The following is a 23,740-nucleotide window of genomic DNA, read 5'->3' on the forward strand; positions in this document are numbered from 1 at the left end:
GTGTTCACCACTGACCCCGTCCCCACCGTCCAGGCAGACCTCGCTCCAGCCGGCCACCCGACCCGCGCCCGGTGAGGTCGTCGAGGAGCAACCCGTGTTCCAATACCTGATTCGACGGTTGCTGATCTCCATACCCATCCTGTTGATCGGCAGCTTCCTCGTCTTCATACTCGTGGCCTCCGCCGGTGACCCGCTGGCCGGGCTGCGCACCAAGCCCGGCATCACGGCGCAGCAGATCCAGTCGCTGTCGGCCCAGCTCGGCCTGGACCACTCCATCCTGGTCCGCTACTGGGACTGGCTGACCGGCTTCCTGCGCGGCGACTGGGGCACCAGCATCGCGCTCGGCGAGGCGCAGGCCCCGGTGTTCGACACCATCTCCAACGCGCTCTGGGTGACCATGCGCCTGGTCATCGGGGCCGAGCTGATCGCGCTCGTGCTGGGCATCGCCGTCGGCGTGTTCTCCGCCGTCCGGCAGTACTCGATCTTCGACTACCTGATGACCAGCGTCGCGTTCCTGATGTTCTCGATGCCGATCGCCTGTGTCGCCGTCGTGGTCAAGAACTACGGCATCCAGTTCAACGAGCTGCTGCTGTCGCTGCACCTCAAGCGCTGGCTGCAGACGGCGGGCCCGCCGGCCAACGGCTTCGGGCACAACCTCGGCGAGGTCATCGTCAACTACTCCGGCACCTTCCTGCTGCCGACGATCTCGCTGATGACCATCAGCTTCGCCGCGTACAGCCGGTTCCAGCGGGCCTCCATGCTGGAGACGCTCAACGCCGACTACGTGCGGACCGCCCGGGCCAAGGGCCTCTCGCAGAGCCGGGTGATCTTCCGGCACGCCATGCGCAACGCGCTCATCCCGGTCAGCACGCTGTTCGCGCTCAACATCGGCGCCATCATCGGTGGCGCGATCATCACCGAGCGCGTGTTCGGCTGGAACGGCATGGGCACCGTGCTGGTCAAGGCCGTGTCCAACTACGACCCCCCGACCCTGATGGGCTGGTTCGCGGTGACCGCGACCATCGTCGTGATCTTCAACCTGATCTCGGACCTGCTCTACGGCCTTCTCGACCCGAGGATTCGCCTTGCCTGACGCCACCACTACGGCAACGGCCGGCGGCACCGCCGCGGCCGCGCGCCACGAGTTCGACGCCAAGGCGCGGTCGCAGACGTCGATCATCCTCGGCCGCTTCGTGCATCACCGGCTGGCCATGGTCAGCCTGGCGGTGCTGCTCCTGCTGGCGATCTCGTCCTTCGTCGTGCCGCTGTTCCTGAAGTACAACTACGCGGACACCAAGGCGGGCGGCTACCTCAAGCCCGGCGGCGGCCATCTGCTCGGCACCGACCAGCTCGGCCGCGACGCGCTGGCCCAGCTACTGCGCGGCACCCAGTTCTCGCTGGCCATCGCGTTCACGGTGGCGATCAGCTCGACCATCGTCGGCGTGCTGATCGGCGCCGTCGCCGGCTACCTGAAGGGCATCGTCGACAGCAGCCTGATGCGGCTGGTCGACCTGTTCCTGATCGTGCCGCAGATCGCGCTGACCGCCCTGCTGGTGCACGCCTTCGCCCCCAGCTGGTACGTGGTGGCCGCGGTGCTGGCGCTGTTCAACTGGATGCAGATCGCCCGTATCACCCGTGGTGAGGCGCTGTCGCTGTCGGCCCGTGAGTTCGTCGAGGCGTCGCGGGCGTCGGGCGGGGGTACCTGGCACATCGTGTTCAAGCACCTGATCCCGAACATGGTCGGCACCATCACGGTCAACGCCACGCTGTCGGTGTCCACCGCCGTGCTGACCGAGGCGGCGCTGTCGTTCATCGGCCTCGGCGTGCAGCTGCCGGACACCTCGCTCGGCCTGATCGTGCAGGACAACTACACGCAGGTGCTGCTGCGCCCGTGGCTGTTCTGGGGTCCGTTCCTGGCCATCGTGCTGATCTCGATGACCATCAGCTTCATCGGTGACGGACTGCGTGACGCGTTCGACCCGAGGCAGACGAAGGTGCGTGCGTGATGACCGAGGGCGTCGACACGATCGACCCGAACGAGCCGCTGCTGCGGGTGTCCGACCTGACGGTCGACTTCCCGACCGACGACGGCGTCGTGCACGCGGTGCGTGACCTGTCCTTCGAGCTCAAGCCGCGTGAGGTGCTGGGCGTCGTCGGCGAGTCCGGCTCCGGCAAGTCGGTCTCCTCGATGGCGATTCTGGGGCTGCTGCCGAAGTCGGCCCGGGTCTCGGGCTCGATCTCGTACCGCGGCCAGGAGCTCAACGGCCTGAGCTACAACGAGATGCGCAAGTTCCGCGGCAACTCGATGTCCATGATCTTCCAGGATCCGATGACGTCGCTCAACCCGGTTTTCACGGTCGGCGCCCAGCTGACCGAGGCCTACCTCGAGCACCACAAGGTGTCCAAGAAGGCGGCCTGGGCCAAGGCGGTCGAGGCGCTGGAGCAGGTCGGCATCCCGCAGCCGGACCGGCGGGCCAAGCAGTACCCGCACGAGTTCTCCGGCGGCATGCGGCAGCGCGTCGTGATCGCGATGGCGATCATCAACGACCCGGACGTGATCATCGCGGACGAGCCGACGACCGCGCTGGACGTGACCGTGCAGGCGCAGATCCTGGAGACGCTGCTGCGGATCCGGGACGAGACGAACGCCGCCATCATCATGATCACCCACGACCTGGGTGTGGTGGCCGGCATGGTCGACAAGGTGCAGGTGATGTACGCCGGCACCGTCGTCGAGGCCGGCTCGGTGGACGACGTGTTCGACGCGCCGCACATGCCGTACACGGTTGGCCTGCTCGGCTCCAACCCGGACCCGAGCATGATCGGGCAGCGGCTGACCCCGATCACCGGCGCGCCGCCCTCGCTGGTCAACCTGCCGTCGGGCTGCGCCTTCTCACCGCGCTGCCCGCTGGTGGCGCCGGTGTGCCACGAGTCGGAGCCGCCGTTGTTCGAGGTCGGCGGCACCGCGGCGCACCTGACCCGGTGCCACCGGTGGAACGACCTGGTCGGCTACGAGGACCCGAAGAAGCTGTTCGCCCGCAAGGAGATCGGCGCCGAGGAGCCGCTCGCCGCGCTCATGATCGACAACCCCGAGGCGGTCGTCGAGGAGCACCTCGCGGACAACAGTGACGAGAAGGAGGCCGCGTCGTGAGCACCGGCATCGAGACCAGGCCGGCCAGCGGCGACGCGGGCACCACCGGCACTCCGCTGCTCCAGGTCAACGACCTGTTCAAGTCGTTCCCGGTGCGGGGCGGCGGCATCATCCCGCGCACGGTCGGCCACGTGCAGGCCGTGCACGGCGTCAGCTTTGATTTGGCCGCCGGCGAGACGCTGGGCCTGGTCGGCGAGTCCGGCTCGGGCAAGTCGACCACCGGCCGGGCCATCCTCCAGCTGCACAAGCCCACCTCGGGCTCGGTGCGGTTCGAGGGCAAGGAGCTGACCACCATGCATCCCCGTGAGTTGCAGGGGATGCGGCGGGACATGCAGATCGTGTTCCAGGACCCGTACGCGTCGCTGGATCCGCGGTGGCAGGTCAACGACATCATCGCCGAGCCGCTGCGGATCCACCGGTTCGGCAGTCCGGAGGCCATCCAGCAGCGGATCAACCAGCTGATGGAGATCGTCGGCCTGAACCCCGAGCACCGGAACCGCTACGCGCACGAGTTCTCGGGCGGTCAGCGGCAGCGTATTGGCATTGCCCGTGCGCTGGCCCTGAACCCGAAGTTCGTGGTGCTGGACGAGCCCGTGTCGGCGTTGGACGTGTCCGTGCAGGCCGGCGTGGTCAACCTGCTCGAGGAGTTGCAGCACGAGCTCAACCTCGCGTACCTGTTCGTGGCGCACGACCTGTCCGTGGTGCGGCACATCTCGCACCGGGTCGCCGTCATGTACCTGGGTTCGCTGGTCGAGGTCGGGCCGCGGGAGCTGATCTACAGCAAGCCCATGCACCCGTACACGCAGGCCTTGTTGTCGGCCGTGCCCGTGCCGGACCCGAAGCGCGAACGGGAGCGCCAGCGCAACCGGATCGTGCTCACCGGTGACGTGCCCAGCCCGGTCAATCCGCCGTCGGGCTGCCGGTTCCGGACCCGGTGCTGGAAGGCCCAGGACATCTGCGCGACGGAGGCTCCGGAGCTGCGCAAGCGTGGCGAGAGCGAGCTGCTCTCGGCGTGCCACTTCGCCGAGGAGATGCCGGTCGCTTGATCTGTTGGCTCCGTGGGCCGTTCGACGACTCCCCCTCGTCGGACGGCCCACGAGCCGTTTACCGGTTCCTCCCCACGGTGTCTTCGACCCTAGCGAGAGGGTCTGACATTTTCGTGACGCCGCGAGGTCAGTCGGTCTTGATGCTGGTCAGAAAGGCGGCGAAGGCCTTGGCGGGGAAGAGAAGGACATCGCCCTCAGGATTCTTGGAGTCACGAACGGCGGTGGTGTGGGGTTGGGTGGACAGCTCCACGCAGTTGCCACCGTTGCCGTTGCTGTAGCTGGACTTTCGCCAGCGCTGGGTCGCCATGCGGCCCTCCTAGAGTTCGCGCATCACCTGGTCGATCAGCCCCACGGTCTGCGCGGTGCTCAGCGCCGCGCCGAGGAGCCGCTCGAACGTGAGGCTACACGCGTCTACCTGCTCTTCCTGATCCAAATAGTCGGCGCTTGTCAGGCTCTCCAGATAGACGATCCGCACGTCGTAGGGATCCGGCAGCTGTAGCAACACGAACGAGCTACCCATGGCCGCGTGCGCACCGGCGATGAAGGGGAGCACGTGCAGCTCGACAGTGGGAAGCTCGGCAATCTCCCTCAACCGGGTCAGCTGATCACCCATCACGGTGCTACCGCCGACCACCCGCCGAACCACTGCCTCGTTGATCACCGACACGATCCGCGGCGGCGCTTCCTGTGTGAGGACGGCTTGCCGCTCAGCCCTTCCCGCGACCAGGCGATCGACATCACGCGCCGGTCGGGTGGGGTCGGCCGCGCGGGTGATGGCCCGCGTGTAGTCCTCGGTTTGGAAGAGGCCAGGGACCAATTCGTTCTCGTAACTGCGGATCTCGCTGCTTGCCTGCTCGATGCCGGTGAACTTCTGGGCCCAGTCAGCGACCCGATAGCTGGCTCGGTGGCGGGAGTCCTTGGCCAGTGCCTTCAAACGTTCGGCCTTCTTGGCCGGGAGGTCGAAGAGCTCCGCCAGCGCCTTGACCTCCAGGCTCGTCAAGGAGCCCTTGTCGTTCTCGATCCGGCTGATCTTCGACAGGTCGCAGTCCAGCACCTCGGCCATCGCCTCCCGGCTGACCGAGCTGTTCTCCCGCAGCTCCCGCATCTCGAAGCCCAACAGGATCTTGCTGACCACCGGGTTCGCCATGGCCGACATCCTCACCTCAGCCCGCCCACATGTGCACCGACGTCACCCAATCGTGTCACATCTAAACCGCACATGCAGGTTGTACTGTGCTTGGTATGAGCGATCTAGTGCGGCTGACCGGCCCCCGGTTCGCGTGGCAGCCGGCGGACGGGCGTCGGCACTGCTACCCGGACGAGCAGCTCCTTGCCTGGGGCACGCACGTCATCGCGCTGTGCGGCAAGGGCATGGCGGCCCGGCGCGTGCCCCGCGCCGAGTGGCTCTGGCCGACCTGCCCGGACTGCGCCGACCAGGCACGACAGCGTCAATCCGATACGTGAACCGGCCCGGGCCGCTACGCCACCGCCGCGTCACGGAGACGTCACGCGCAGTTGGTTAGCTCAATCCTGTCGACGTCCGGGTGTTCCGAGTCGCTGCCGGCCTCGCGGCAGGGGGAACTCGGGCCGCCCGGACGGAGACGATCAAGGGGGAAACGAGGCCGCGTTCGCAGATTCCCCAGTCCCCGGACGCGGTCTCGGCCTCCCCAGGAGGGTCGGGCGTCAGGCCCTCGCTCTACCCTTGACCGGTGACCCTGACCGCCCCACCACGGCTCGCGCTGGTGCACGCGCACCCCGACGACGAGAGCCTGTGGACCGGGGGGACCATCGCCCACTACGCCTCACTCGGCGTGCACGTCACCGTCGTCACCTGCACGCTCGGTGAGGAGGGCGAGATCATCCCCGCCAGCCTGAACGAACTGCGCGCCGAAGCCGCCGACCAACTAGGCGGCTACCGGGTCGGTGAGCTCCGCTCCGCCTGCGCCGCGCTCCGCGTCAACGACCACCGCTTCCTCGGCGGCATCGGCCGGTGGCGCGACTCGGGCATGGTCGGCGTCGAGGCCAACCAGCACCCGCGGGCCTTCGTCTCCGGCGACCTCGCCGTGCAGACCGAGCAGCTCGCCGAGGTGTTGCGCGAGGTCAAGCCGCAGGTCGTCGTCAGCTACGACAGCTTCGGCGGTTACGGCCACCCCGACCACATCCGGGCCCACGAGATCACCACCGCCGCGGCCGCCCAGGTGCCTGACGTGCTGCGCGTCTTCCACAGCGTCACCTCCCGCGACGCCGTCGCCGCCGGCCTGGAGAAGCTCCGTGGCGTCGAGGGCGTGCCCTACCGCATGCCCGCGCCCGGCGAGCTGCCCGTCGTCGACGACGAGGTGATCACCACCCGCGTCGACATCGAGGCCCACGTGCCGGCCAAGCTGTCCGCCCTGCGGGCCCACGCCACGCAGGTCAGCGTCTGGCAGAACGGTGAGGGCGCGGCCTGCTACGCCCTGTCCAACGGCATCACCCAGCCCGTCATCGGCACCGAGTTCTACGTGCTGGCGGCCGGTCCCTCGGAGGGCGCGGAAACCGATCTCTTCGGAGGCCTGAACGACGTGGAACGCACGCGATGACCGACGACTTCGCCTCCTTGAACCACCTGGAGTCCGTGCGATGAGGCCCGGCGACTGGGTGGTTCTCGTCGTGCTCGTGCTCGACGCGATCCTGCTCGCGGTCGTCGACATCGTGTTCCTGCCGGCCCGGTTCGACGGCACCACGCTGCCGGACCTCGGCGGCTTCCCGTTCCCGATCACCATCGTGATCGCCTTCATCACCACGCCCATGCTGGTCCGGGCCGCCGCCCGCCTGAAGCCGGTGACCTGGGTCGGCGGCCTGCCGGCGTTCGCCTGGATCGCCGTGACGCTCTGGCTGACCGTGGGCGGGCCGGGCGGAAACTTCCTGGTCTACCCGGACTGGCGGATCCTCGCGTTGCTGGCGGCCGGAGCGCTGCCGTCGGCGGTGGTCCTGGGCAACGCGCTCGGCCGGGCCCGACTGCCCACGGCCAGTGGATGACCCAGTGGATGACGCCGAGGTCGTCGCCGCGCTCCGGCCGTTCGTCCGCGCGGCCGGGCCCGTGTTGGCCGTGCTCGGCGACCCCGACCCGTTCCGGCTGCACGGCCGGGCCATCGGCGCGGTGGCCAACATCGACGGCGTCGACCCCAAGTACCTGGCCCGCCTCGGGACCCTGCCCACCGAGCTGACCAGCCGCGTCGCCGCCCTGGTGCCGCTGCTGGTCGCGTCCACCGGTGTCGACCGCAAGGCGCTGACGCTGTGCGAGCAGGCCCTGGTCGTCTGCGCCGAGGCCGACACCGTCGAGCTGCGGGTGCGGGTGCTGGCCGCCGTGCTTTACGGCCGTGACGTCAACGCGGCGTCGGTCGGCGGCGACGAGGACGGCCAGACCGCGTACCTGCTTACCGAGCTGGTCGAGGCCAACCGGCGGCACGGGCGCGTCACCGTGCGGGCCCTGGCCGCCACCGCCCAGCGGCTGGGCCAGTTGTTGGCGACGATCGACGGACGCACCGGACCCTTGATCGGTGGGAGGCTGGTGCTGTGGCGACTGCGCAAACGTGCGCGGCGCTGGATGCGGGAGCAGAGCGCGGTCCGCTGGGACCCGCGTGGGAGGCAGTCATGAGCGTGCAGCGCAAGGACGACCGGCACTCCAACGACCCGGTCGACGCCATCAAGGCACTGGTCGACGGCGAGAACGAGAAGGCCAAGCCGGGCATGGGCGGCCCCGCCTTCAAGATTGTCGGTGACCTTCGTCACACGAACAAGAAGAAGGGCAAGTAGTCCCCGGGCTGATGTAAGAGGTCTCGGCCGATGAGGTCTTACGGCCGCAGATACCGGTAGCGGTGGTGCTCGGCGAAGCCGAGGTCCTCATACAGCCGGATCGCGGCCTCGTTGTGCACGGCGACCTGGAGCACCGCGTTCCGCGCGCCGCGGTCCCGGGCCCATGCGCCCAGCGCGGCCAGCAGCCGCCGGGCGGTGCCCTGGCGGCGTAGCTCCGGCCGCACGGCCAGCCGTGAGATGTGCAACGTCGAGTCCACGATGCAGCCCCGGACCACCGCCGCACCCTCGACGTAGCCGAAGCCGAGCAGCGGGCCCGTGCCGAGCACGTGCCGCTGCGCCGGCGTGGGCTCGCCGACGGCCAGTTCCCACCACTGCGGCGACGGCTTGTCCAAAATCTCGCCCGGCGCCTCCCCATCGGGCAGTGCCACATCAGGGAGTGGCCCGACCATCACCGCCGACTCCGCCCCGCCAGGGTGGTCTTCGGCCAGCTGCCAGCCGGCCGCCCGGATGTCTCGCTCGGTGGGCGACCCCACCGTGACGTGAGCCGCCGGTGTGATGGCGTGACGGGCCGCGAAAGCGACGATGGTGGCCAGGGCCTCGGGAATCGGCCGGCCGGGATCGCCCGTGGTCAGGGCGCTGTTGGCCCGCCCGGTGAAGCCGTCGGCGGCGCGCAGGCGCCACTGGCCGAGCCGCTCGTCGACCAGCGCCGGCCAGGCGTCGGCGCACCGGATCTCCAGTTTCGCGATGGCGTCCATCCGGTGACTGTGCCGGGGGCCACATGGCGGTTCCAGCTCATTTCTCGATCCTCGGGACGTACCGTGGCGATTGGGGTGCCCAGGTGCGAGCCTTGCCTCCCAGCCGGGGGATACTGGCCGGGTGCCCGCGGGACCCAGCACCGATGTCCCGCGGCAGATGGACGAAGACGGAAGCAGGAGAACGCAGTGACCTACGTGATCGCCGAGCCCTGCGTCGATCTACTCGACAAGGCGTGCATCGAAGAGTGCCCCGTCGACTGCATCTACGAGGGTGACCGGATGCTCTACATCCACCCCGACGAGTGCGTCGACTGCGGTGCCTGTGAGCCGGTCTGCCCGGTGGAGGCCATCTACTACGAGGACGACGTCCCCGACCAGTGGAAGGACTACACGAAGGCGAACGCGGACTTCTTCAACGAGCTGGGCTCGCCCGGCGGCGCGGCGAAGATCGGCAAGACCAGCAACGACCCGTCGTTCGTGGCCCAGCTGCCGCAGCAGGCCGCGCACGAGTGAGTGGTTCTACGACGGGGCCGGCGCTGCCGGACTTCCCGTGGGACTCGCTGGCCGACCACACCGCCACCGCGCGGTCGCACCCGGACGGTGTGGTCGACCTGTCCGTCGGCACGCCGGTCGACCCGGTGCCCGAGCTGATTCGTGACGCCCTCGCGGCGGTCAGCGACCAGCCCGGATATCCGACCACCCACGGCACCCCCGAGCTGCGCCAGGCCGCCGTCGACGCGATGGACCGCCGGTTCGGCGTCCGTGGGCTCGACCCGGTCGCCGTGCTGCCGACCATCGGCTCCAAGGAGCTGGTGGCCTGGCTGCCGACGCTGCTCGGCGTGCGCGGCGGGGACCTGGTGGCCATTCCCGAGCTGGCGTACCCGACCTACGAGGTCGGGGCCCTGCTGGCCGGGGCCGAGGTGGCGCGGGTGGAGGGCCTGACCGCCCTCGGTCCGCGGCGGCCGGCCCTGCTGTGGCTGAACTCGCCGTCCAACCCGACCGGGCGGGTGCTGCCGATCGAGCACCTGCGCAAGGTCGTGGACTGGGCCCGTGAGCGCGGCACCATCATCGCCTCCGACGAGTGCTACCTGTCTCTGACCTGGGACTCTTCGGCCGTGTCGATCCTGGACCCGCGGGTCAGCGGCGGCAGCACCGAGGGGCTGCTGGCCGTGCACTCGCTGTCCAAGTCCTCCAGCCTCGCCGGCTATCGCGCCGGGTTCGTCACCGGCGATCCGGTGCTGGTCAAGCGCCTGCTGGAGATCCGCAAGCACGCCGGCATGATCGTGCCTCGGCCCGTGCAGTCGGCGATGACCGCCGCTTTGCGCGACGACCAGCACGTCGTGGAGCAGCGGGCTCGGTACGAGGCCCGGCGCAAGGTCCTGCGGGAGGCAGTGCTCGGCGCCGGCTTCCGTGTCGACCACTCCGAGGCCGGCCTGTACCTGTGGGCCACCCGTGACGAGGACGCCTGGGACACCGTCGCCTGGCTGGCGTCGCGCGGCATCTTGGCCGCTCCCGGCACCTTCTACGGCCCCAAGGGCGGCAAGCACGTGCGGATGGCGCTCACCGCCACCGACGAACGTATCGCCGCCGCCGCTGCCCGGCTCACCGCCTAGCCGAGGCTACCGCCGCCCGCCCCCAGCACCCCAGCTTTTTGCCACATGCGCTTCCTACTTGGCGCCTGATGCCACATAGGAAGCGCATGTGGCAAAAGAGGGGGTGTCAGCGCAGGGCGGCGTTACCCTGGCGGTCGACCGCCTCCCAAGCCGCGTGCCACAGGTCGCGGGTCGTGACGCGGCGGACGTGTTCCCGCTCCACCAGCCGCCCGGCGACGAAGACCAGGTCCCAGTCGACGACCTCGCCCTGGGCCGTGACCAGGCGTCGCACCTCCTGCTCGGCGACGCAGGCGTCCTGGTGCTCACCGAGCACCTCCTGAAGCTCCTTCGACGCCCGCACGAGCTCCTTGAGCTGCTTGCCGGTGATCGGCTTGACCAGCTCGGCGGCGTACCGCAAACGCTTGCCGAGAATGCGCAGCCGGTGCAGCTCGGCGTCCGGCGGGTCCGCCGGCAGGGCCCGCACCGCCTTGCGCAGCTTGCGGTACGGGACCCTGACAAGATCCATCAGCTCGGGCTCCTCGGCCGTCGGATCGATGTCCGAGTTCGCCGCCTGGGCCAGGCGCCCCAGCACCGTCCGGTAGCGCGAGCTGTTCAGCGCCGAGGTGAGGCGTTCACGGGCGGCGAGGCGCTCGGTGACCAGGCCGTCGAGCAGGGTCGTGGCCACGCGCCGTTCGTCGTCGGGGAAGTCGTCGGACTCGGCCCGCAGCCGGTCGATCAGCACGTCCAGATCCCGCACCGGCCCCAGCGCGCCGCCCAGCCAGCCCAACTCGGCCCGCAGCCGGTCACTGTCGGGCACACTTCGGGGCGCGGATTTGAGCACGGCTCGCAGCCGCCGCACCGAAACCCGCATCTGGTGCAGGTCTTCGGGATCCTCACCGGTGCGCGTGCCCGGTTCGTAGTGCAGCATGGCCAACGTCTGCGCGTGCAGGGCGCCTCGGACGTGGCGGGCGACCGGGTCCTTCGCGGTCGCGGGTACGGGAAGCGGCGCCAGGCCCAGCCGCTGCGGCGTCACGGGCCGACGAGCTGCGGCAACGGACTGGCTCATTGCTGAATGGTAGGTGAGGAACGGATGACTGGCTCCTCCGAAAGGACGCATGCCGACCTGCTCGAGGCGGCCGTCCGCGAGGCCAGGGCCGGGCGGGCCGAGGGCGGGATCCCCATCGGGGCCGCGTTGTTCCACGTGGACGGCACGCTGTTGGGCCGTGGCCACAACCGCCGGGTGCAGGACGGCGATCCGTCCATGCACGCCGAGACCGCCGCCTTCCGCAACGCCGGCCGGCGACCGACCTATCGGGACACGATCATGGTGACCACGCTGTCGCCGTGTTGGTACTGCTCGGGCTGGTCCGCCAGTTCAACATCGGGCACGTGGTGATCGGCGAGGCCCGCACGTTCCACGGCGGGCACGACTGGCTGGCCGAGCACGGCGTGGCCGTGACGGTGCTGGACGATGCCGAGTGCGTCAGCATGATGACCGAGTTCATCGCGGCCGAGCCGCAGTTGTGGTTCGAGGACATCGGGGAGAGCCAGTGACGTCAGTGCCCAGCATCGACCTCCAGCCGTGGTTCCACGGCGACGACCGGGACCGGGCCGAGGTGGCCCGTCAGGTCGACGAGGCGTTGCAGACCGCCGGTTTCCTGTTGATCACCGGGCACGAGGTGAGCACGTCGTTGCGTGACGACACCCGGGCCGTCGCACGGGAGTTCTTCGCGTTGCCCGAGGACGTCAAGCAGACCTATGCGACCGCCGTCGGCGGCCGGGGTTGGCTGCCGCCCGGGGCCGAGGCCAACGGCTACGCCGAGGGCACTCCCACGCCGCCGGACATGAAGGAGTCCTTCACGGCGGCGTGCGACACCCCCACCGGCAATCCCGCCGTCGACGCCGAGTGGTTCGCGCCCAACGTGTGGCCCGACGCCCAGCTGCCTCGGATGCGTTCGGTCGTCGGCGAGTACCTCGACGAGATGCATGCGTTGTCCGACGAGCTCATGGCCCTCTGCGCCGTCGCCCTCGGCCTCGACGTCGACTTCTTCGAGCCTTTCCTGTCCGAGCCCACCTACGGCTTCAACATCAACTGGTACCCGCCCCTGACCCGCGTCGGCCCCGCCGCCGAGGGCCAGTTCCGCATCGGTCCGCACACCGACTTCGGCACCGTCACCGTGTTGGACCGGGAGCCCGGTCTCGGCGGATTGCAGATCTACACCCAGTCCGGTGAGTGGATCGACGCGCCGTACGACCCCGCCGCCTTCACCATCAACATCGGCGACCTCATGGCCCGCTGGACCGGCGACCGTTGGCGCTCCACCCGCCACCGCGTTCTTCCCCCGCCCGCCGACGCCCCCAGCGAGGACCTCGTGTCCTTGGTCTTCTTCTACGAGGCCAACCACGACGCCGTCGTCGAGTCCATGGCCCCGCCCATCGGCCGCCGCAGCTACCCGCCCACCAACTGGGGCTCGTACCTCAAGGAGAAGCTGGCCGCCATCAGCGTCGGCTGAACGCTTGGAAGGGGCCTTCCTCCACTCGGAGTGGAGGAAGGCCCCTTCCAAGCGTGAAGGTTAGTTTGCGTGGAGGGCGGCGTTGAGCTCGATGCCCTGGCCCTTGCGGGCCTTGACCTCGATGGCGCCGGTCACGGAGTTGCGGATGAACAGCAGACCGGACTGGCCGGCGAGCTCGAGGGCCTTGACGACGTCGCCGGAGGGCAGCTTCACCTTGGTGCCGGCGGTGACGTAGAGGCCGGCCTCGACGACGCAGTCGTCGCCGAGGGGGATGCCGATGCCGGCGTTGGCCCCGATGAGGCAACGCTCGCCGAGGCTGATGACCTCCTTGCCGCCACCGGACAAGGTGCCCATGATCGACGCGCCGCCGCCGACGTCGGAACCGTCGCCGACGACGACGCCGGCGGAGATGCGGCCCTCGACCATGGACGTGCCGAGGGTGCCGGCGTTGAAGTTGACGAAGCCCTCGTGCATGACGGTGGTGCCGGCGGCCAAGTGGGCGCCGAGGCGGACACGGTCGGCGTCGGCGATGCGGACGCCGCTGGGCAGCACGTAGTCGACCATGCGCGGGAACTTGTCGACGCCGTACACGGTGACCGGACCACGGGAGCGCAGGCGCAGGCGGGTGGCCTCGAAGTCGGCCACGGCGCACGGCCCGAAGTTGGTCCACACGACGTTGGCCAGCTTGCCGAAGATGCCGTCGAGGCTGAGGCCGTGCGGCTGGACCAGGCGGGCGGACAGCAGGTGCAGGCGCAAGTACACGTCGTGGGTGTCGACCGGCGCGGCGGACAGGTCCTCGATCACGGTCTCGACCTGCACGAGCGTCACGCCGCGGGCCTTGTCCTCGCCGAGCAGCTCGGCGAAGTCGGGCTTCTCCGCAGCGGGGGAGCCGAGGGTCGGCGACGGGTACCAGGTGTCCAAAACGGTTCCGTCGGCGGCGATGGTGGCGAGGCCGGTGCCGTAAGCGCTGGTGGTCACGCCACAACGGTAACGTGCCGGTCGTGACGACAAGCCTGGACCTGACCGCCGATCCCGTAGAGCTGACCGCCGCGCTGGTGGACGTCGAGAGCGTCTCCGGCAACGAAGATGCCCTGGCCGACGCGGTGAAAGCGGCGCTGGAGAAGCAGGCCCCGCACCTCGAGCTGAAGGTGTCCGGGAACACGGTCCTGGCCCGTACGAACCTCGGCCGGGCGTCCCGCGTGGTGCTGGCCGGCCACCTGGACACGGTGCCGATCAACGACAACCTGCCGCTGCGGCGCACGGGCACAGGAGACGATCTTGTGCTGCACGGCTGCGGCACGGTCGACATGAAGGGCGGCGACGCGGTCTTCCTGCACCTGGCGGCGACGCTGGCCGACCCGGTGCACGACCTCACCTTCATCTTCTACGACTGCGAGGAGATCGAAGCCAGCCGCAACGGCCTCGGCCGGATCGAGCGGGACCTGCCGGAGTGGCTTCAGGGCGACCTCGCGATCGTGGGCGAGCCGTCCAACGGCGTGATCGAAGCCGGCTGCCAGGGCACGCTGCGGATCGAGTTGCGCACCAAGGGAATCCGCGCGCACACGGCCCGGGCCTGGATGGGGGAGAACGCCATCCACGCGATGGCCGGCGCGTTGCACAAACTGGACCAGTACGAGCCGCGGCTCGTGGACATCGACGGCTGCCACTATCGCGAAGGCCTCCAGGCGGTGAAGATCACCGGCGGCGTCGCCGGCAACGTGGTGCCGGACGAAGCGGTGCTGACGATCAACCACCGGTTCGCCCCGGACCGCAGCGCCGAGCAGGCCCTCGAACACCTGCGGATCCTGTTCGAGGGTTACGACCTCACGCTCACGGACGCCGCCGAAGGCGCACTCCCGGGTCTGTCCGCGCCGACGGCCCGTGAACTGGTCGAGGCGGCGGGCGGCACGCCGGTGGCCAAGCTGGGCTGGACCGACGTGGCCCGCTTCGCCGCGCTGGGCATCCCGGCGGTCAACTTCGGCCCCGGCGACCCGACCCTGGCCCACACCCAGCAGGAGAATGTCGCCGCGGCCCAGATCGTGCGGTGCGAGCAGGTGTTGCGCCGCTTCCTGAGTAAGGTTTCCCGATGAACGAGAACCAGCAGGAGCATCCGCTCAAGGAGCGGCAGCGCGGCCCGGTGACGCTGCGCCGGGACCGCTCCAGCGAATCAAGCACCACCGACCAGCGGCTGCTGGACGGCCGCGGCCCGTCGGACTGGGTGCACACCGACCCGTGGCGGGTCATGCGGATCCAGGCCGAGTTCGTCGAGGGCTTCGGCGCGCTGGCCGAACTGCCCAAGGCGGTCACGGTGTTCGGCTCGGCCAGGACCAAGCCCGACCACCCGGAGTACGAGATCGGCCGCAAGCTCGGCGGCGCGCTGGCCGAGGCCGGCTTCGCGGTGATCACCGGCGGCGGCCCCGGCTCGATGGAGGCGGTCAACCGCGGCGCCTCGGAGGCCGGCGGCTACTCCGTCGGGCTCGGCATCGAGCTGCCGTTCGAGCAGGGCCTGAACCCGTGGGTCGACCTCGGCGTCAACTTCCGCTACTTCTTCGCCCGCAAGACCATGTTCATCAAGTACGCCCAGGCCTTCATCTGCCTGCCCGGCGGCTTCGGCACGCTCGACGAGCTGTTCGAGGCGCTCACCCTGGTGCAGACCAAGAAGGTCACCAAGTTCCCGGTCGTCCTCTTCGGACGGTCGTACTGGCAGGGCCTCTACGACTGGCTACACGATTCGGTGGAAGCCGGCGGCAAGGTCGGGGCCAAGGACATGGAGCTGCTACATCTGACGGACGACATCGACGACGCCGTCCGGGTGGTCCAGGACGCCTACCGGGCCTGGGAACAAGTGCACTGATTTCCCGACTTTCGGACCTGACGGCCGGCGTGCGGCACCCCCTTCAATGGGCGGTGCCGGCTGATCAGGAGGAATGTCATGGCGCGAGGAACGGTCAAGTCCGCGGGAGTGCTGGTGGTCGGGGCCGCGCTGGCGCTGGGCAGCGTCGCCGCTGCCCCCGCTGTCGCAGCGCCCGCCCCGAGTCAACACACCTCGGGCCACCACGACTTCAGCGCGGCGGCGCGGTCGTTCGTCGGCGCCGACACCGTGGCGCAGAAGGTGCAGCGCCTGGCGGCGGCGGCACCGCAGCTGCCCCGCCTGTCCACCGCCTACGATGTGAAGCCCTTGTGGGACAAGGGAATCGACGGTAAGGGCATCACCGTCGCCACGCTGGTCTCGTTCGGTGACAAGGACATCCAGTCGGTCATCGACTCCTACGACCAGAGCCACGGGCTGCCCAAGACCACCGTGCAGATCCTGGAGCCGGTCGGCCACGTGCCGGGCTGCCGCGACTCCGGCGTCGACACCGCCACCTGCCAGTCCTGGGGCGGCGAGACCGACCTGGACGTGGAGATGATCCACACCCTGGCGCCCGGCGCGAAGATCGTCGTGATCGCGACGCCGGTGGCCGAGACCGAGGGCATCGACGGGCTGCCGGAGATGATGCGGGCGGTGGACTACGCCACCACCAACAAGTCCGCCGACATCATCTCCATGAGCTTCGGCACGGCCGAGGACAACTTCGACTCCAACGCGCAGATCACCGGCCTCGACCCGGCGTTGCAGCGGGCCAGCGCGGCCGGCATCACGTTCACCGCCTCGTCCGGTGACTCCGGCGCCACCAACCACACCAAGAGCGGCGGCTACTGGAACAAGCGGACCGCGAGCTGGCCGGCGGCCGACCCGAACGTGACCGCGGTCGGCGGCACGAACTCGGTGAGCGGCAAGCCCAACACCACGCTGTGGGCCGACTCGGGCGGCGGCCTCTCCAAGGTCTACAGCCGGCCCACCTGGCAGAACAGCGTCTCGAAGATCACCAACAGCACGCAGCGGTCCTTCCCCGACGTCGCCATGGAGGGCACCAGCGGCACCTCCGAGTCCTCGCCGCTGTTCGCCGCCGTGCTGGCGCTGGCCGCGCAGTCCAAGGGCGGCCGGCTGGGCCAGGTCAACCCCGCCCTCTACGGCGGCAAGGTGACCTACGTGGACGTGACCAGCGGCAACAACACCTTCAACGGTGTCACCGGTTTCGCCGCGGCCAAGGGCTTCGACATCGTGTCCGGCTGGGGCACGCTCGACGCCGCCAAGTTCGTTCCGTCCCTGGTGACGGCACTGCGCTGAACGCGCACGCGTGATTGGTGGAAACGGACCATCCCTTCGGGGTGGTCCGTTTCCCGTTTCTGAGAAGGAGTGAGGATGCGGGGCAGAAGACTGGCGGTTGTGGTGGTGGGGGCGGCGTTAGCCGCGACCGCGATGGCGGCGCCGGCGGCGGCGAGCCAGCAGCCGAGGGCGGCGCAGCAGGCGCACCACCTGTTCAGCGCGGCGGCGGCGTCGTTCATCGGTGCCACGACCGTGCAGCAGAAGGTGGACCGGCTCAGCGCGGCGGCGGCCTCGCTGCCCCGGCTGGCCAAGGCGTACAACACGCCGACGCTGTGGAACCAGGGCCTGACCGGCGCCGGCGCGACAGTGGCCACGCTGGTGTCCTACGGCGACGCGGACATCAAGGCCGTGATGGATGCCTACGACCAGAGCCACGGCCTGCCGCCCGCCGACATCTCGGTGATCACGCCGGCCGGCGCGGTGCCGGGCTGCACCGACTCCGGCGTCGACACCGCCACCTGCCAGGGCTGGGGCGGCGAGACCGATCTCGACGTGGCCATGTTCCACACCATGGCGCCGGCCGCGAAGATCGTCATCATCGCGACGCCGATCGCCGAGACGCAGGGCTTCACCGGCCTGCCGGAGATGATGGCCGCGGTCGACTACGTGGCCAGGCACAAGCTGGCCGACGTCATCTCGATGAGCTTCGGCACGGCCGAGGACACCTTCCCGGCGCTGAACTCGGTGAAGACCCTCGACCCGGCGTTCGAGCGGGCCAGCCGGGCCGGCATCACGCTGGTCGCGTCCTCCGGCGACTTCGGCGCCACCAACCCCGTGCTGGTCGGCGACGGCACGTTCCCGTACCGGGTGGCCAGCTGGCCGGCGTCGGACCCGAACGTCACCTCGCTCGGCGGCACCGTGCTTTCCCTTGACGCCAACGGCAACCGCACCGCGCCCGACGCCCTGTGGCCGCGGTCCGGCGGCGGTGTCTCCAAGACCTACGCCCGGCCGTCGTGGCAGAAGTCCGTGGTGGGCGGCAAGTTCCGGTCGTTCCCGGACATCACCATGGAGGGCACCTCCGGCACCTCCGAGTCGGCGCCGCTGTTCGCCGGTGTGCTGGCGCTGGCCGTGCAGGCCAACGGCGGGCACTCGCTGGGCCAGATCAACCCGGCCCTGTACGGCAAGCTCGGCCCGAAGGCGGCCAAGTCCGGCATCGTCGACGTGACCAGCGGCGACAACAGCTTCGGCGTGGTCACCGGCTACACCGCGGCGGCCGGCTTCGACACCGTGTCCGGCTGGGGCACGCTCGACGCGGCCAAGTTCGTGCCGGCGCTGGTGAAGGCGATCAGGTAAGCCAGAAGGCGGGGGCTCCCGCGCCGGGGCCCCCGCCTTCTGTAGTTCCTCTAATTGAAGGGAACCGTCAGCGTGCCGGACAGCGCGACCGTGCTGCCCAGTTTGCTGGACGTCATGTAGCGCGGGTCGACGGTGTCGACGACCAGCGCGAGGTGGTGCCCCGCCGGCACGTTCCAGGCGATGGGCTCCAGACCGAGATCGATGTCCTTGGCCACGCCCGGAGTCGCACCCAGCAGCGAGTACGGCTTGTGGCTGATCAGCGACCCGAGGCCGAGCGGGCCGACGTCGTAGAGGTACGCGAACAACGTCGTGTCGGCGGCGCTCGGCGTGACAGCCAGCTTGGCGTGTGGCGTACCGTCGACCTCAAAGCCTTGGGCGGCAACGGGTCCCGACCACACGGCCGCTGCGGCCCGTGAGACCAGCGGCATCGAGACGCCGGTCGGAATGCTCAGGTAGCCCTGTAGGATCCCGCTCACGAACGGCACGCCGCTGTCCGCGACGGTGTCCACGCCGCCGGCGAACCTGGTGCTGCTCAACGGAATCGTCTGCTGCGGCCACGGCCACGATTCCGAGCCCTGCCAGTCGCCGCCGTTGGCCGGCTTCACCTGGAGCGAGTGCTCGCGGTCGATGCCGTTGTCCACGCCGAGCAGGTAGTGGTCGAACCAGCGGTCGACCGAGTCCCACACCTCGTTGGGCAGCCCGGCCGCGCCGAACACCTCGGGCGTGGCGTGGTCGCCGGGCGACAGCATCAGCCGCTTCGGACCGGTCAGCTTGCCGAAGAAATCGGTCAGCTGGCTGGGCGGGAACAGCGAGTCCTCCCAGGCGTTGGCCATCAGCACGGCGGTGCCGTGCTGGTTGATCGCGTCGATCTTGGTGGCCGCGGAGCGCACCGGCGCGATCGGCAGCACGTCGGCGAAGTCGCCGGCCAGGTAGTCCTTCTCGGCCTGTTGCAGGTCCTTGCCGGGACGGCCGGTCAGGTGCCCGGCGGCCAGCAGCCCGTCGACGGCCAGCGAGCTGACCGTCTGGTTCGGATAGAGCGACGCCGCCAGGTCGGTCCAGCCGCTCATCGAGGCCACGGCCCGGATCCGCGGATCGGCGGCCGCGGTGAGCAGGCTGATGCCGGCGCCGTAGGAGATGCCGGCCATGCCGATGCGGGACGGATCGGCGTTGGTGTTGGCCAGCGCCCAGTCGATCACCTTGCTGGCGTCGGCCACGTCCGGCGGGCCGGCCACCTCGATCTGGCCGCCGGAGTCCCAGAAGCCGCGGGCCGTGTAGCTGATCGCCACGTAACCCGACTGGTACGCGAGTTTGGCCGCCGCGCCCACGTACTCGATGTCGTTGACGCCCCAACTGCTCGGCAGCACGACGAGCGGGAACGGCCCGTCGCCGCGGCCGGTCGGGCGGACCACGAACGCGTGCAGCGTGGTGCCGCCGTCGCCGGGGATGGCCTCGTAGCTGGTGCTGAAGCCGGTCGCCGGGGCGGCGGTGGCGGTGCCCGCCAGCCCCATGATCATCGTTGTCGCCAGCAGCAGAGTCGCCATTGACCTGCGCAATTGCCCCTCCAGAGTGACCTCGGTCACGACACGGTTACTCGCCAGTCAACTTGGACCTACTCTGGAGTAGCAATTGACTGTGACTCACATCACGTCCAAACGGCGGTGTCATCACCCTCTGACGACACCGCCATTCGGTCGTGCCCCGAGCGCCGTTGATCGAGGTCGAGTCACTCAGTGGTTGCCGACGCCGCCGGAGTTGCCGCCGCCGACCGTGTTGCCGGAACCGCCGTTGCTGTTCCCGTTGCCGCCGTTGTTGCTGTTCCCGATGTTGTTGCCGTTGCCGCCGACGTTGCCCTGGCCGGCGTTGTTGCCGTTGCCGCCGTTGTGGTTGCCCGGGACCGGCCACCAGTCGCGCGGCTCCAGCAGCGTCCGCTCCGACGGCGAGGCCGTGAACGTGTACGCGCGGGGCGAGTGGTTGCCGATGCCACCCGAGTTGCCGCCGCCGACGGTGTTGCCGGAACCGCCGTTGCTGTTCCCGTTGCCGCCGTTGTTGCTGTTCCCGATGTTGTTGCCGTTGCCGCCGACGTTGCCCTGGCCGGCGTTGTTGCCGCTGCCACCGTTGCTGTTGCCCGGGCCGGTGGCCAGGCTGCGCGCGCCGAATCCGCCCTCGGGCAGCGGGTAGGCGACGTCCGTGCCGCCGCCGTTGCCGACGCCGCCGGAGTTGCCGCCGCCGACGGTGTTGCCGGAGCCGCCGTTGCTGTTGCCGTTGCCGCCGTTGTTGGCCGAGCCGATGTTGTTGCCGTTGCCCCCGGTGTTGCCGGAACCGGAGTTGTTGCCGCCGCCGGCGTTGGTGTTGCCGGGACCGCTCATCGGCGCCACGTCGGCGCCGAGGAAGTCTGCGAAGGGGACCGAGGCCGCCTGGGCGAGCTTGGTCAGGCCGTTGTGCGCCCCGCCGGCGTTGCCCCCGCCGACCGTGTTGCCCGCACCGCCGTTGCTGTTGCCGTTGCCGCCGTTGTTGTTGTCGCCGATGTTGTTGCCGTTGCCGCCGACATTGCCCTGACCGGCATTGTTGCCGTTGCCGCCGTTCGTGTTGCCGGTCGGCACCACGTTCTGGCTCAGGACATTAACGTTGGAAACGAGTGGCTGTTGGAAAAGGGGTTGCCGGCCGGTGCCGCTGCCGCGAATGCCGGTGCCCCGATAACCAGCATTCCGGTCGCGGTCACCGCAACGACAAGTGCCTTCTTGGCCACGGTCTCTCCTTTTTGATCTTGTGTTGTGCGCCGCGGCGGCGAGCGGAAGTGCGCCTCCTCCAGCCCGGATCCGCCTCGGCGGGACCGAGGCTAGCCCGGCAAACAGCGATCTCACGGCGCGTGCCCTCGTTCGGGTGGCCCCATTTCCGGTAATCGGTATCACCCGCCGGTGGCGATTCACTAGGCCGAATGGGTAAAAGCGCGGGTGGGAGACTCGGGTGGAATACCCGGCCGGGGGACGTCACCGGACCGTGATCAACTTCCGGCGATTTGCCCTCACTTCGATGCCTGTGGCATACAGGAAGGTCGCCGATGTCGCCGGGCAGTTGTTTGATTCGGCAACAGTGACGGACATTACTCCGAACAGGTGGAGCCGGCGCGTCGTGGCACGATGACCGTTGTGCGACCGTTGCGATTCGGGACGAGGCAGGTCGGCGCGGACCGGGCGCTGGTGATGGCCATCGTCAACCGGACGCGCGACTCCTTCTACGACCGTGGCGCCACCTTCGCCGAAGAGGCCGCGCTGGCCGCCGTGGACGTGGCGGTGGCCGACGGCGCCGACATCATCGACATCGGCGGCGTACGGGCCGGGTCCCAGGGCGAGACCGTGGATGTGGCCGAAGAGGCCCGCCGCGTGGTCCCGTTCGTCGCCACCGTCCGCGAGCGGCATCCGGACGTCGTGATCAGCGTGGACACCTGGCGGCACGAGGTCGCGGCGCAGGTCTGCCGCGAGGGCGCGGACCTGATCAACGACACCTGGGCCGGCGCCGACCCGCGACTGGCCGAAGTGGCGGCGGAGCACGGCGTCGGCATCGTCTGTTCACACACCGGCGGCCTGCCGCCGCGCACCGATCCCTTCCGCCCGCGCTACCGGGACGTGGTGGCCGAGGTCGCCGAGGAGCTGGCTGCCGCGGCGGAACGCATGGTGGCGCTGGGCGTGCCCGCGGACGGCGTGCTCATCGACCCGACCCACGACTTCGGCAAGAACACCTGGCACGGGCTGGAACTGCTGCGCCGCTTGGACGAGCTCGTCGGCACCGGTTGGCCGGTGCTGATGGCGCTGTCCAACAAGGACTTCGTCGGCGAGACGCTCGGCGTCAGCCTGGAGGAGCGGGTCGACGGCACGCTGGCGGCGACCGCCGTCGCGGCCCATGGCGGCGCCCGGGTGTTCCGCGCGCACCAGGTCAAGCAGACCCGGCAGGTGCTGGACATGGTGGCCAGCATCGCCGGCACCCGCCCGCCGTCGGCCGTGCTGCGGGCCCTGGCCTGATGCTCGACCGGACCGAGCGGTGGTTCCGCGAGCGCACCTGGCAGGAACCCGGATGGACGGTGCCGGAACTGGTGCGCGCCAAGGGTGATCGCACCGTCAGCGTGGTGCTGCCGGCGCTGGACGAGGAGGTCACGGTCGGCGCGGTGGTGGCCGCCGTCCGGCCGCTGCTGGGCTCGCTGGTGGACGAACTGGTGGTGATCGACTCCGGCTCGACCGACCGGACCGTCGAGGTGGCCCGGGCGGCCGGGGCCAGGGTGGTGCGGCGCGAAGACGTGCTGCCCGAGCTGGAACCGTTACCCGGCAAGGGAGAAGTCCTCTGGCGCTCGCTCGCCGCGACCATCGGCGATCTGGTCGTCTTCCTCGACTCCGATCTGGTCGACCCCGACCCGGCCTTCGTGCCGGCGCTGCTCGGCCCGCTGCTCACCGCGCCGGGAGTGCAGCTGGTCAAAGGCTTCTACCGACGGCCGCTGCGGCTGGAGAGCACCGGCGGCGGCCGCGTGACCGAGCTGCTGGCCCGCCCGCTGCTGGCCGCGCTGCGACCCGAGTTGTCCGGCGTGGTGCAACCGCTCGGCGGTGAATACGCCGCCACGCGCGAACTTCTGGAGTCGGTGCCGTTCGCCGCCGGCTACGGCGTCGAGATCGGCCTGCTGATCGACACCCACGCGGCGTACGGGCTGGACGGTCTGGCCCAGGTCAACCTGGGCGTGCGCAAGCACCGGAACCGATCACTGCTCCAGCTCGGCGCGATGTCCAGCCAGATACTCGGCACGGCGCTGGGCCGCTGCGGCACCGACGTCGGCGAGGCCACCGTGCTGACCCAGTTCGTGCAGGTGGACGGGGAGTGGCTGCCCGACCCGACCACCGTGTCGACCGCCGACCGGCCGCCGATGCGCACCCTGCGCGGGCGGGTTTCGGACGACCCCGTGCACGGGTGGCCCCGGACGTGCCACGATCGAAGGCGTGACCACCGTACTCATCTACCTCGTCGTGATGGCCGTGGTGGCCGGCGTGGTGTTCCTGGCCGCGTCGCTGGTCTTCGGCCGCGGCGAGGAGCTGGCCCCGCTGCCGCCGGGCGCGTCGCCCACGCGGCTGCCCGCCGACGCGGTCACCGAGCAGGACGTCCAGGACCTGCGGTTCCAGCAGGTCTTCCGCGGCTACAAGATGTCCGAGGTCGACTGGGCGCTCGACCGGCTCGGCCGCGAGGTGACCGAGCTGCGGGCCAAGGTGGCCGAGCTGGAGGAGCGGCTGCCGGCGGAGGAGAACGCGCGGTGACCGAGCTTGCGAGGGAGCCATTGAGTACAGGGACCTGGGTCGCAGACCCGCCGAGCGCCAGCGAGGTGGGCCTGTGACCGAGCTTGCGAGGGAGCCATTG

The 23,740-nt window shown here is 69.9% G+C and carries 26 protein-coding genes and 2 pseudogenes; 20 read left to right on the forward strand and 8 right to left on the reverse strand.

The features are described from left to right. The first annotated feature begins 94 nt into the window (after window positions 1–94). Genes M3Q35_RS39215 through M3Q35_RS39230 form a run of 4 tightly spaced genes read left to right on the forward strand, consistent with a single transcriptional unit; the run spans window position 95 to window position 4,197 of the window. Window positions 95–1,093: an ABC transporter permease gene (locus tag M3Q35_RS39215; protein WP_273937617.1), complete on the forward strand. Its 999-nt coding sequence runs from the start codon at window positions 95–97 to the stop codon at window positions 1,091–1,093. Beyond that, window positions 1,086–2,006, forward strand: a complete 921-nt coding sequence (locus tag M3Q35_RS39220) for an ABC transporter permease (protein WP_273937618.1) — start codon at window positions 1,086–1,088, stop codon at window positions 2,004–2,006. Before M3Q35_RS39215 ends, M3Q35_RS39220 begins: the two co-directional genes overlap by 8 nt. After that, entirely contained in the window at window positions 2,006–3,151 is a 1,146-nt protein-coding gene (locus M3Q35_RS39225) for an ABC transporter ATP-binding protein (protein ID WP_273937619.1), read from the forward strand. The genes M3Q35_RS39220 and M3Q35_RS39225 overlap by 1 nt, the downstream gene beginning before the upstream one ends. After that, complete coding sequence (locus M3Q35_RS39230) at window positions 3,148–4,197, forward strand: ABC transporter ATP-binding protein (RefSeq protein WP_273937620.1); 1,050 nt, start codon at window positions 3,148–3,150, stop codon at window positions 4,195–4,197. Before M3Q35_RS39225 ends, M3Q35_RS39230 begins: the two co-directional genes overlap by 4 nt. Before the next feature lie 127 nt (window positions 4,198–4,324). On the opposite strand, the gene M3Q35_RS39235 is transcribed toward M3Q35_RS39230, so the two are convergent. Both M3Q35_RS39235 and M3Q35_RS39240 read right to left on the reverse strand, forming a co-directional pair. After that, on the reverse strand, window positions 4,325–4,504 hold the full coding sequence (locus M3Q35_RS39235; protein ID WP_273937621.1) for a DUF397 domain-containing protein: 180 nt from the start codon (window positions 4,502–4,504) through the stop codon (window positions 4,325–4,327). A 9-nt stretch (window positions 4,505–4,513) separates the two neighbouring features. Then, window positions 4,514–5,344 carry a helix-turn-helix domain-containing protein gene (locus M3Q35_RS39240; protein ID WP_273937622.1) on the reverse strand — a complete coding sequence of 277 codons (831 nt, stop codon included), beginning with the start codon at window positions 5,342–5,344 and terminating at the stop codon, window positions 4,514–4,516. A 95-nt stretch (window positions 5,345–5,439) separates the two neighbouring features. Between M3Q35_RS39240 and M3Q35_RS39245 the strand changes: the two genes are divergently transcribed. From M3Q35_RS39245 to M3Q35_RS39265, 5 genes are all read left to right on the forward strand, one after another. Beyond that, window positions 5,440–5,661, forward strand: a complete 222-nt coding sequence (locus M3Q35_RS39245; RefSeq protein ID WP_273937623.1) for a DUF3039 domain-containing protein — start codon at window positions 5,440–5,442, stop codon at window positions 5,659–5,661. 245 nt (window positions 5,662–5,906) lie between these two features. Then, a complete protein-coding gene (gene mshB / locus M3Q35_RS39250; RefSeq protein WP_273937624.1) occupies window positions 5,907–6,773 on the forward strand; it encodes an N-acetyl-1-D-myo-inositol-2-amino-2-deoxy-alpha-D-glucopyranoside deacetylase in 867 nt (288 codons plus the stop codon). A gap of 40 nt (window positions 6,774–6,813) precedes the next feature. Continuing rightward, window positions 6,814–7,212 (forward strand): hypothetical protein, encoded by a 399-nt coding sequence (locus M3Q35_RS39255; RefSeq protein WP_273937625.1) that lies wholly within the window; start codon window positions 6,814–6,816, stop codon window positions 7,210–7,212. A 4-nt stretch (window positions 7,213–7,216) separates the two neighbouring features. Further along, window positions 7,217–7,831: a hypothetical protein gene (locus tag M3Q35_RS39260; RefSeq protein WP_273937626.1), complete on the forward strand. Its 615-nt coding sequence runs from the start codon at window positions 7,217–7,219 to the stop codon at window positions 7,829–7,831. After that, window positions 7,828–7,989: a hypothetical protein gene (locus M3Q35_RS39265; RefSeq protein ID WP_273937627.1), complete on the forward strand. Its 162-nt coding sequence runs from the start codon at window positions 7,828–7,830 to the stop codon at window positions 7,987–7,989. Before M3Q35_RS39260 ends, M3Q35_RS39265 begins: the two co-directional genes overlap by 4 nt. 38 nt (window positions 7,990–8,027) lie before the next feature. Here the strand turns inward: M3Q35_RS39265 and M3Q35_RS39270 are convergent, their stop codons facing one another. Continuing rightward, window positions 8,028–8,744, reverse strand: a complete 717-nt coding sequence (locus tag M3Q35_RS39270) for a GNAT family N-acetyltransferase (RefSeq protein ID WP_273937628.1) — start codon at window positions 8,742–8,744, stop codon at window positions 8,028–8,030. 186 nt (window positions 8,745–8,930) lie between these two features. On the opposite strand from M3Q35_RS39270, the gene fdxA reads away from it, so the two are divergent. Beyond that, a complete protein-coding gene (fdxA, locus tag M3Q35_RS39275; RefSeq protein ID WP_273937630.1) occupies window positions 8,931–9,257 on the forward strand; it encodes a ferredoxin in 327 nt (108 codons plus the stop codon). Continuing rightward, window positions 9,254–10,357 (forward strand): succinyldiaminopimelate transaminase, encoded by a 1,104-nt coding sequence (gene dapC / locus M3Q35_RS39280; RefSeq protein ID WP_273937631.1) that lies wholly within the window; start codon window positions 9,254–9,256, stop codon window positions 10,355–10,357. The genes fdxA and dapC overlap by 4 nt, the downstream gene beginning before the upstream one ends. Before the next feature lie 106 nt (window positions 10,358–10,463). Here dapC and M3Q35_RS39285 read toward each other — a convergent pair whose 3' ends face one another. Beyond that, window positions 10,464–11,402 (reverse strand): CHAD domain-containing protein, encoded by a 939-nt coding sequence (locus M3Q35_RS39285; RefSeq protein ID WP_273937632.1) that lies wholly within the window; start codon window positions 11,400–11,402, stop codon window positions 10,464–10,466. Window positions 11,403–11,426: 24 nt separating this feature from the next. Between M3Q35_RS39285 and M3Q35_RS39290 the strand changes: the two are divergent. Continuing rightward, a pseudogene (locus M3Q35_RS39290) lies at window positions 11,427–11,890 on the forward strand (nucleoside deaminase). Beyond that, a complete protein-coding gene (locus M3Q35_RS39295; protein WP_273937633.1) occupies window positions 11,887–12,849 on the forward strand; it encodes an isopenicillin N synthase family dioxygenase in 963 nt (320 codons plus the stop codon). The pseudogene M3Q35_RS39290 and the gene M3Q35_RS39295 overlap by 4 nt, the downstream one beginning before the upstream one ends. A gap of 60 nt (window positions 12,850–12,909) precedes the next feature. Here the strand turns inward: M3Q35_RS39295 and dapD are convergent, their stop codons facing one another. After that, window positions 12,910–13,827, reverse strand: a complete 918-nt coding sequence (dapD, locus tag M3Q35_RS39300; RefSeq protein WP_273937634.1) for a 2,3,4,5-tetrahydropyridine-2,6-dicarboxylate N-succinyltransferase — start codon at window positions 13,825–13,827, stop codon at window positions 12,910–12,912. Between the two features lie 23 nt (window positions 13,828–13,850). Between dapD and dapE the strand changes: the two genes are divergently transcribed. The 4 genes from dapE to M3Q35_RS39320 all read left to right on the forward strand — a co-directional run bounded on the left by dapE (window position 13,851) and on the right by M3Q35_RS39320 (window position 18,352). Further along, window positions 13,851–14,939, forward strand: coding sequence for a succinyl-diaminopimelate desuccinylase (dapE, locus tag M3Q35_RS39305; protein ID WP_273937635.1), 1,089 nt, complete (start codon window positions 13,851–13,853; stop codon window positions 14,937–14,939). Then, on the forward strand, window positions 14,936–15,703 hold the full coding sequence (locus M3Q35_RS39310; protein ID WP_273937636.1) for an LOG family protein: 768 nt from the start codon (window positions 14,936–14,938) through the stop codon (window positions 15,701–15,703). The genes dapE and M3Q35_RS39310 overlap by 4 nt, the downstream gene beginning before the upstream one ends. A gap of 78 nt (window positions 15,704–15,781) precedes the next feature. Beyond that, complete coding sequence (locus M3Q35_RS39315; protein WP_273937637.1) at window positions 15,782–17,020, forward strand: S53 family peptidase; 1,239 nt, start codon at window positions 15,782–15,784, stop codon at window positions 17,018–17,020. A gap of 75 nt (window positions 17,021–17,095) precedes the next feature. Further along, window positions 17,096–18,352 (forward strand): S53 family peptidase, encoded by a 1,257-nt coding sequence (locus M3Q35_RS39320; protein WP_273937638.1) that lies wholly within the window; start codon window positions 17,096–17,098, stop codon window positions 18,350–18,352. 50 nt (window positions 18,353–18,402) lie between these two features. Here M3Q35_RS39320 and M3Q35_RS39325 read toward each other — a convergent pair whose 3' ends face one another. The 3 genes from M3Q35_RS39325 to M3Q35_RS39335 all read right to left on the reverse strand — a co-directional run bounded on the left by M3Q35_RS39325 (window position 18,403) and on the right by M3Q35_RS39335 (window position 21,098). Beyond that, on the reverse strand, window positions 18,403–19,893 hold the full coding sequence (locus M3Q35_RS39325; RefSeq protein ID WP_273937639.1) for a CocE/NonD family hydrolase: 1,491 nt from the start codon (window positions 19,891–19,893) through the stop codon (window positions 18,403–18,405). A gap of 186 nt (window positions 19,894–20,079) precedes the next feature. Next, a complete protein-coding gene (locus tag M3Q35_RS39330) occupies window positions 20,080–20,952 on the reverse strand; it encodes a hypothetical protein (RefSeq protein WP_273937640.1) in 873 nt (290 codons plus the stop codon). 11 nt (window positions 20,953–20,963) lie between these two features. Continuing rightward, a complete protein-coding gene (locus M3Q35_RS39335; RefSeq protein ID WP_273937641.1) occupies window positions 20,964–21,098 on the reverse strand; it encodes a hypothetical protein in 135 nt (44 codons plus the stop codon). 391 nt (window positions 21,099–21,489) lie between these two features. Between M3Q35_RS39335 and folP the strand changes: the two genes are divergently transcribed. From folP to M3Q35_RS39350, 3 genes and pseudogenes are all read left to right on the forward strand, one after another. Then, window positions 21,490–22,368, forward strand: coding sequence for a dihydropteroate synthase (gene folP, locus M3Q35_RS39340; RefSeq protein WP_273937642.1), 879 nt, complete (start codon window positions 21,490–21,492; stop codon window positions 22,366–22,368). Further along, window positions 22,368–23,276 (forward strand): annotated as a pseudogene (locus tag M3Q35_RS39345) (glucosyl-3-phosphoglycerate synthase); the annotation flags it as partial. The gene folP and the pseudogene M3Q35_RS39345, both read left to right, overlap by 1 nt. A gap of 52 nt (window positions 23,277–23,328) precedes the next feature. Next, a complete protein-coding gene (locus M3Q35_RS39350; RefSeq protein ID WP_273944646.1) occupies window positions 23,329–23,640 on the forward strand; it encodes a DivIVA domain-containing protein in 312 nt (103 codons plus the stop codon). Window positions 23,641–23,740 lie beyond the last annotated feature (100 nt).

The sequence above is a fragment of the Kutzneria chonburiensis genome (assembly GCF_028622115.1).
Classification (GTDB): Bacteria; Actinomycetota; Actinomycetes; order Mycobacteriales; family Pseudonocardiaceae; genus Kutzneria; species Kutzneria chonburiensis.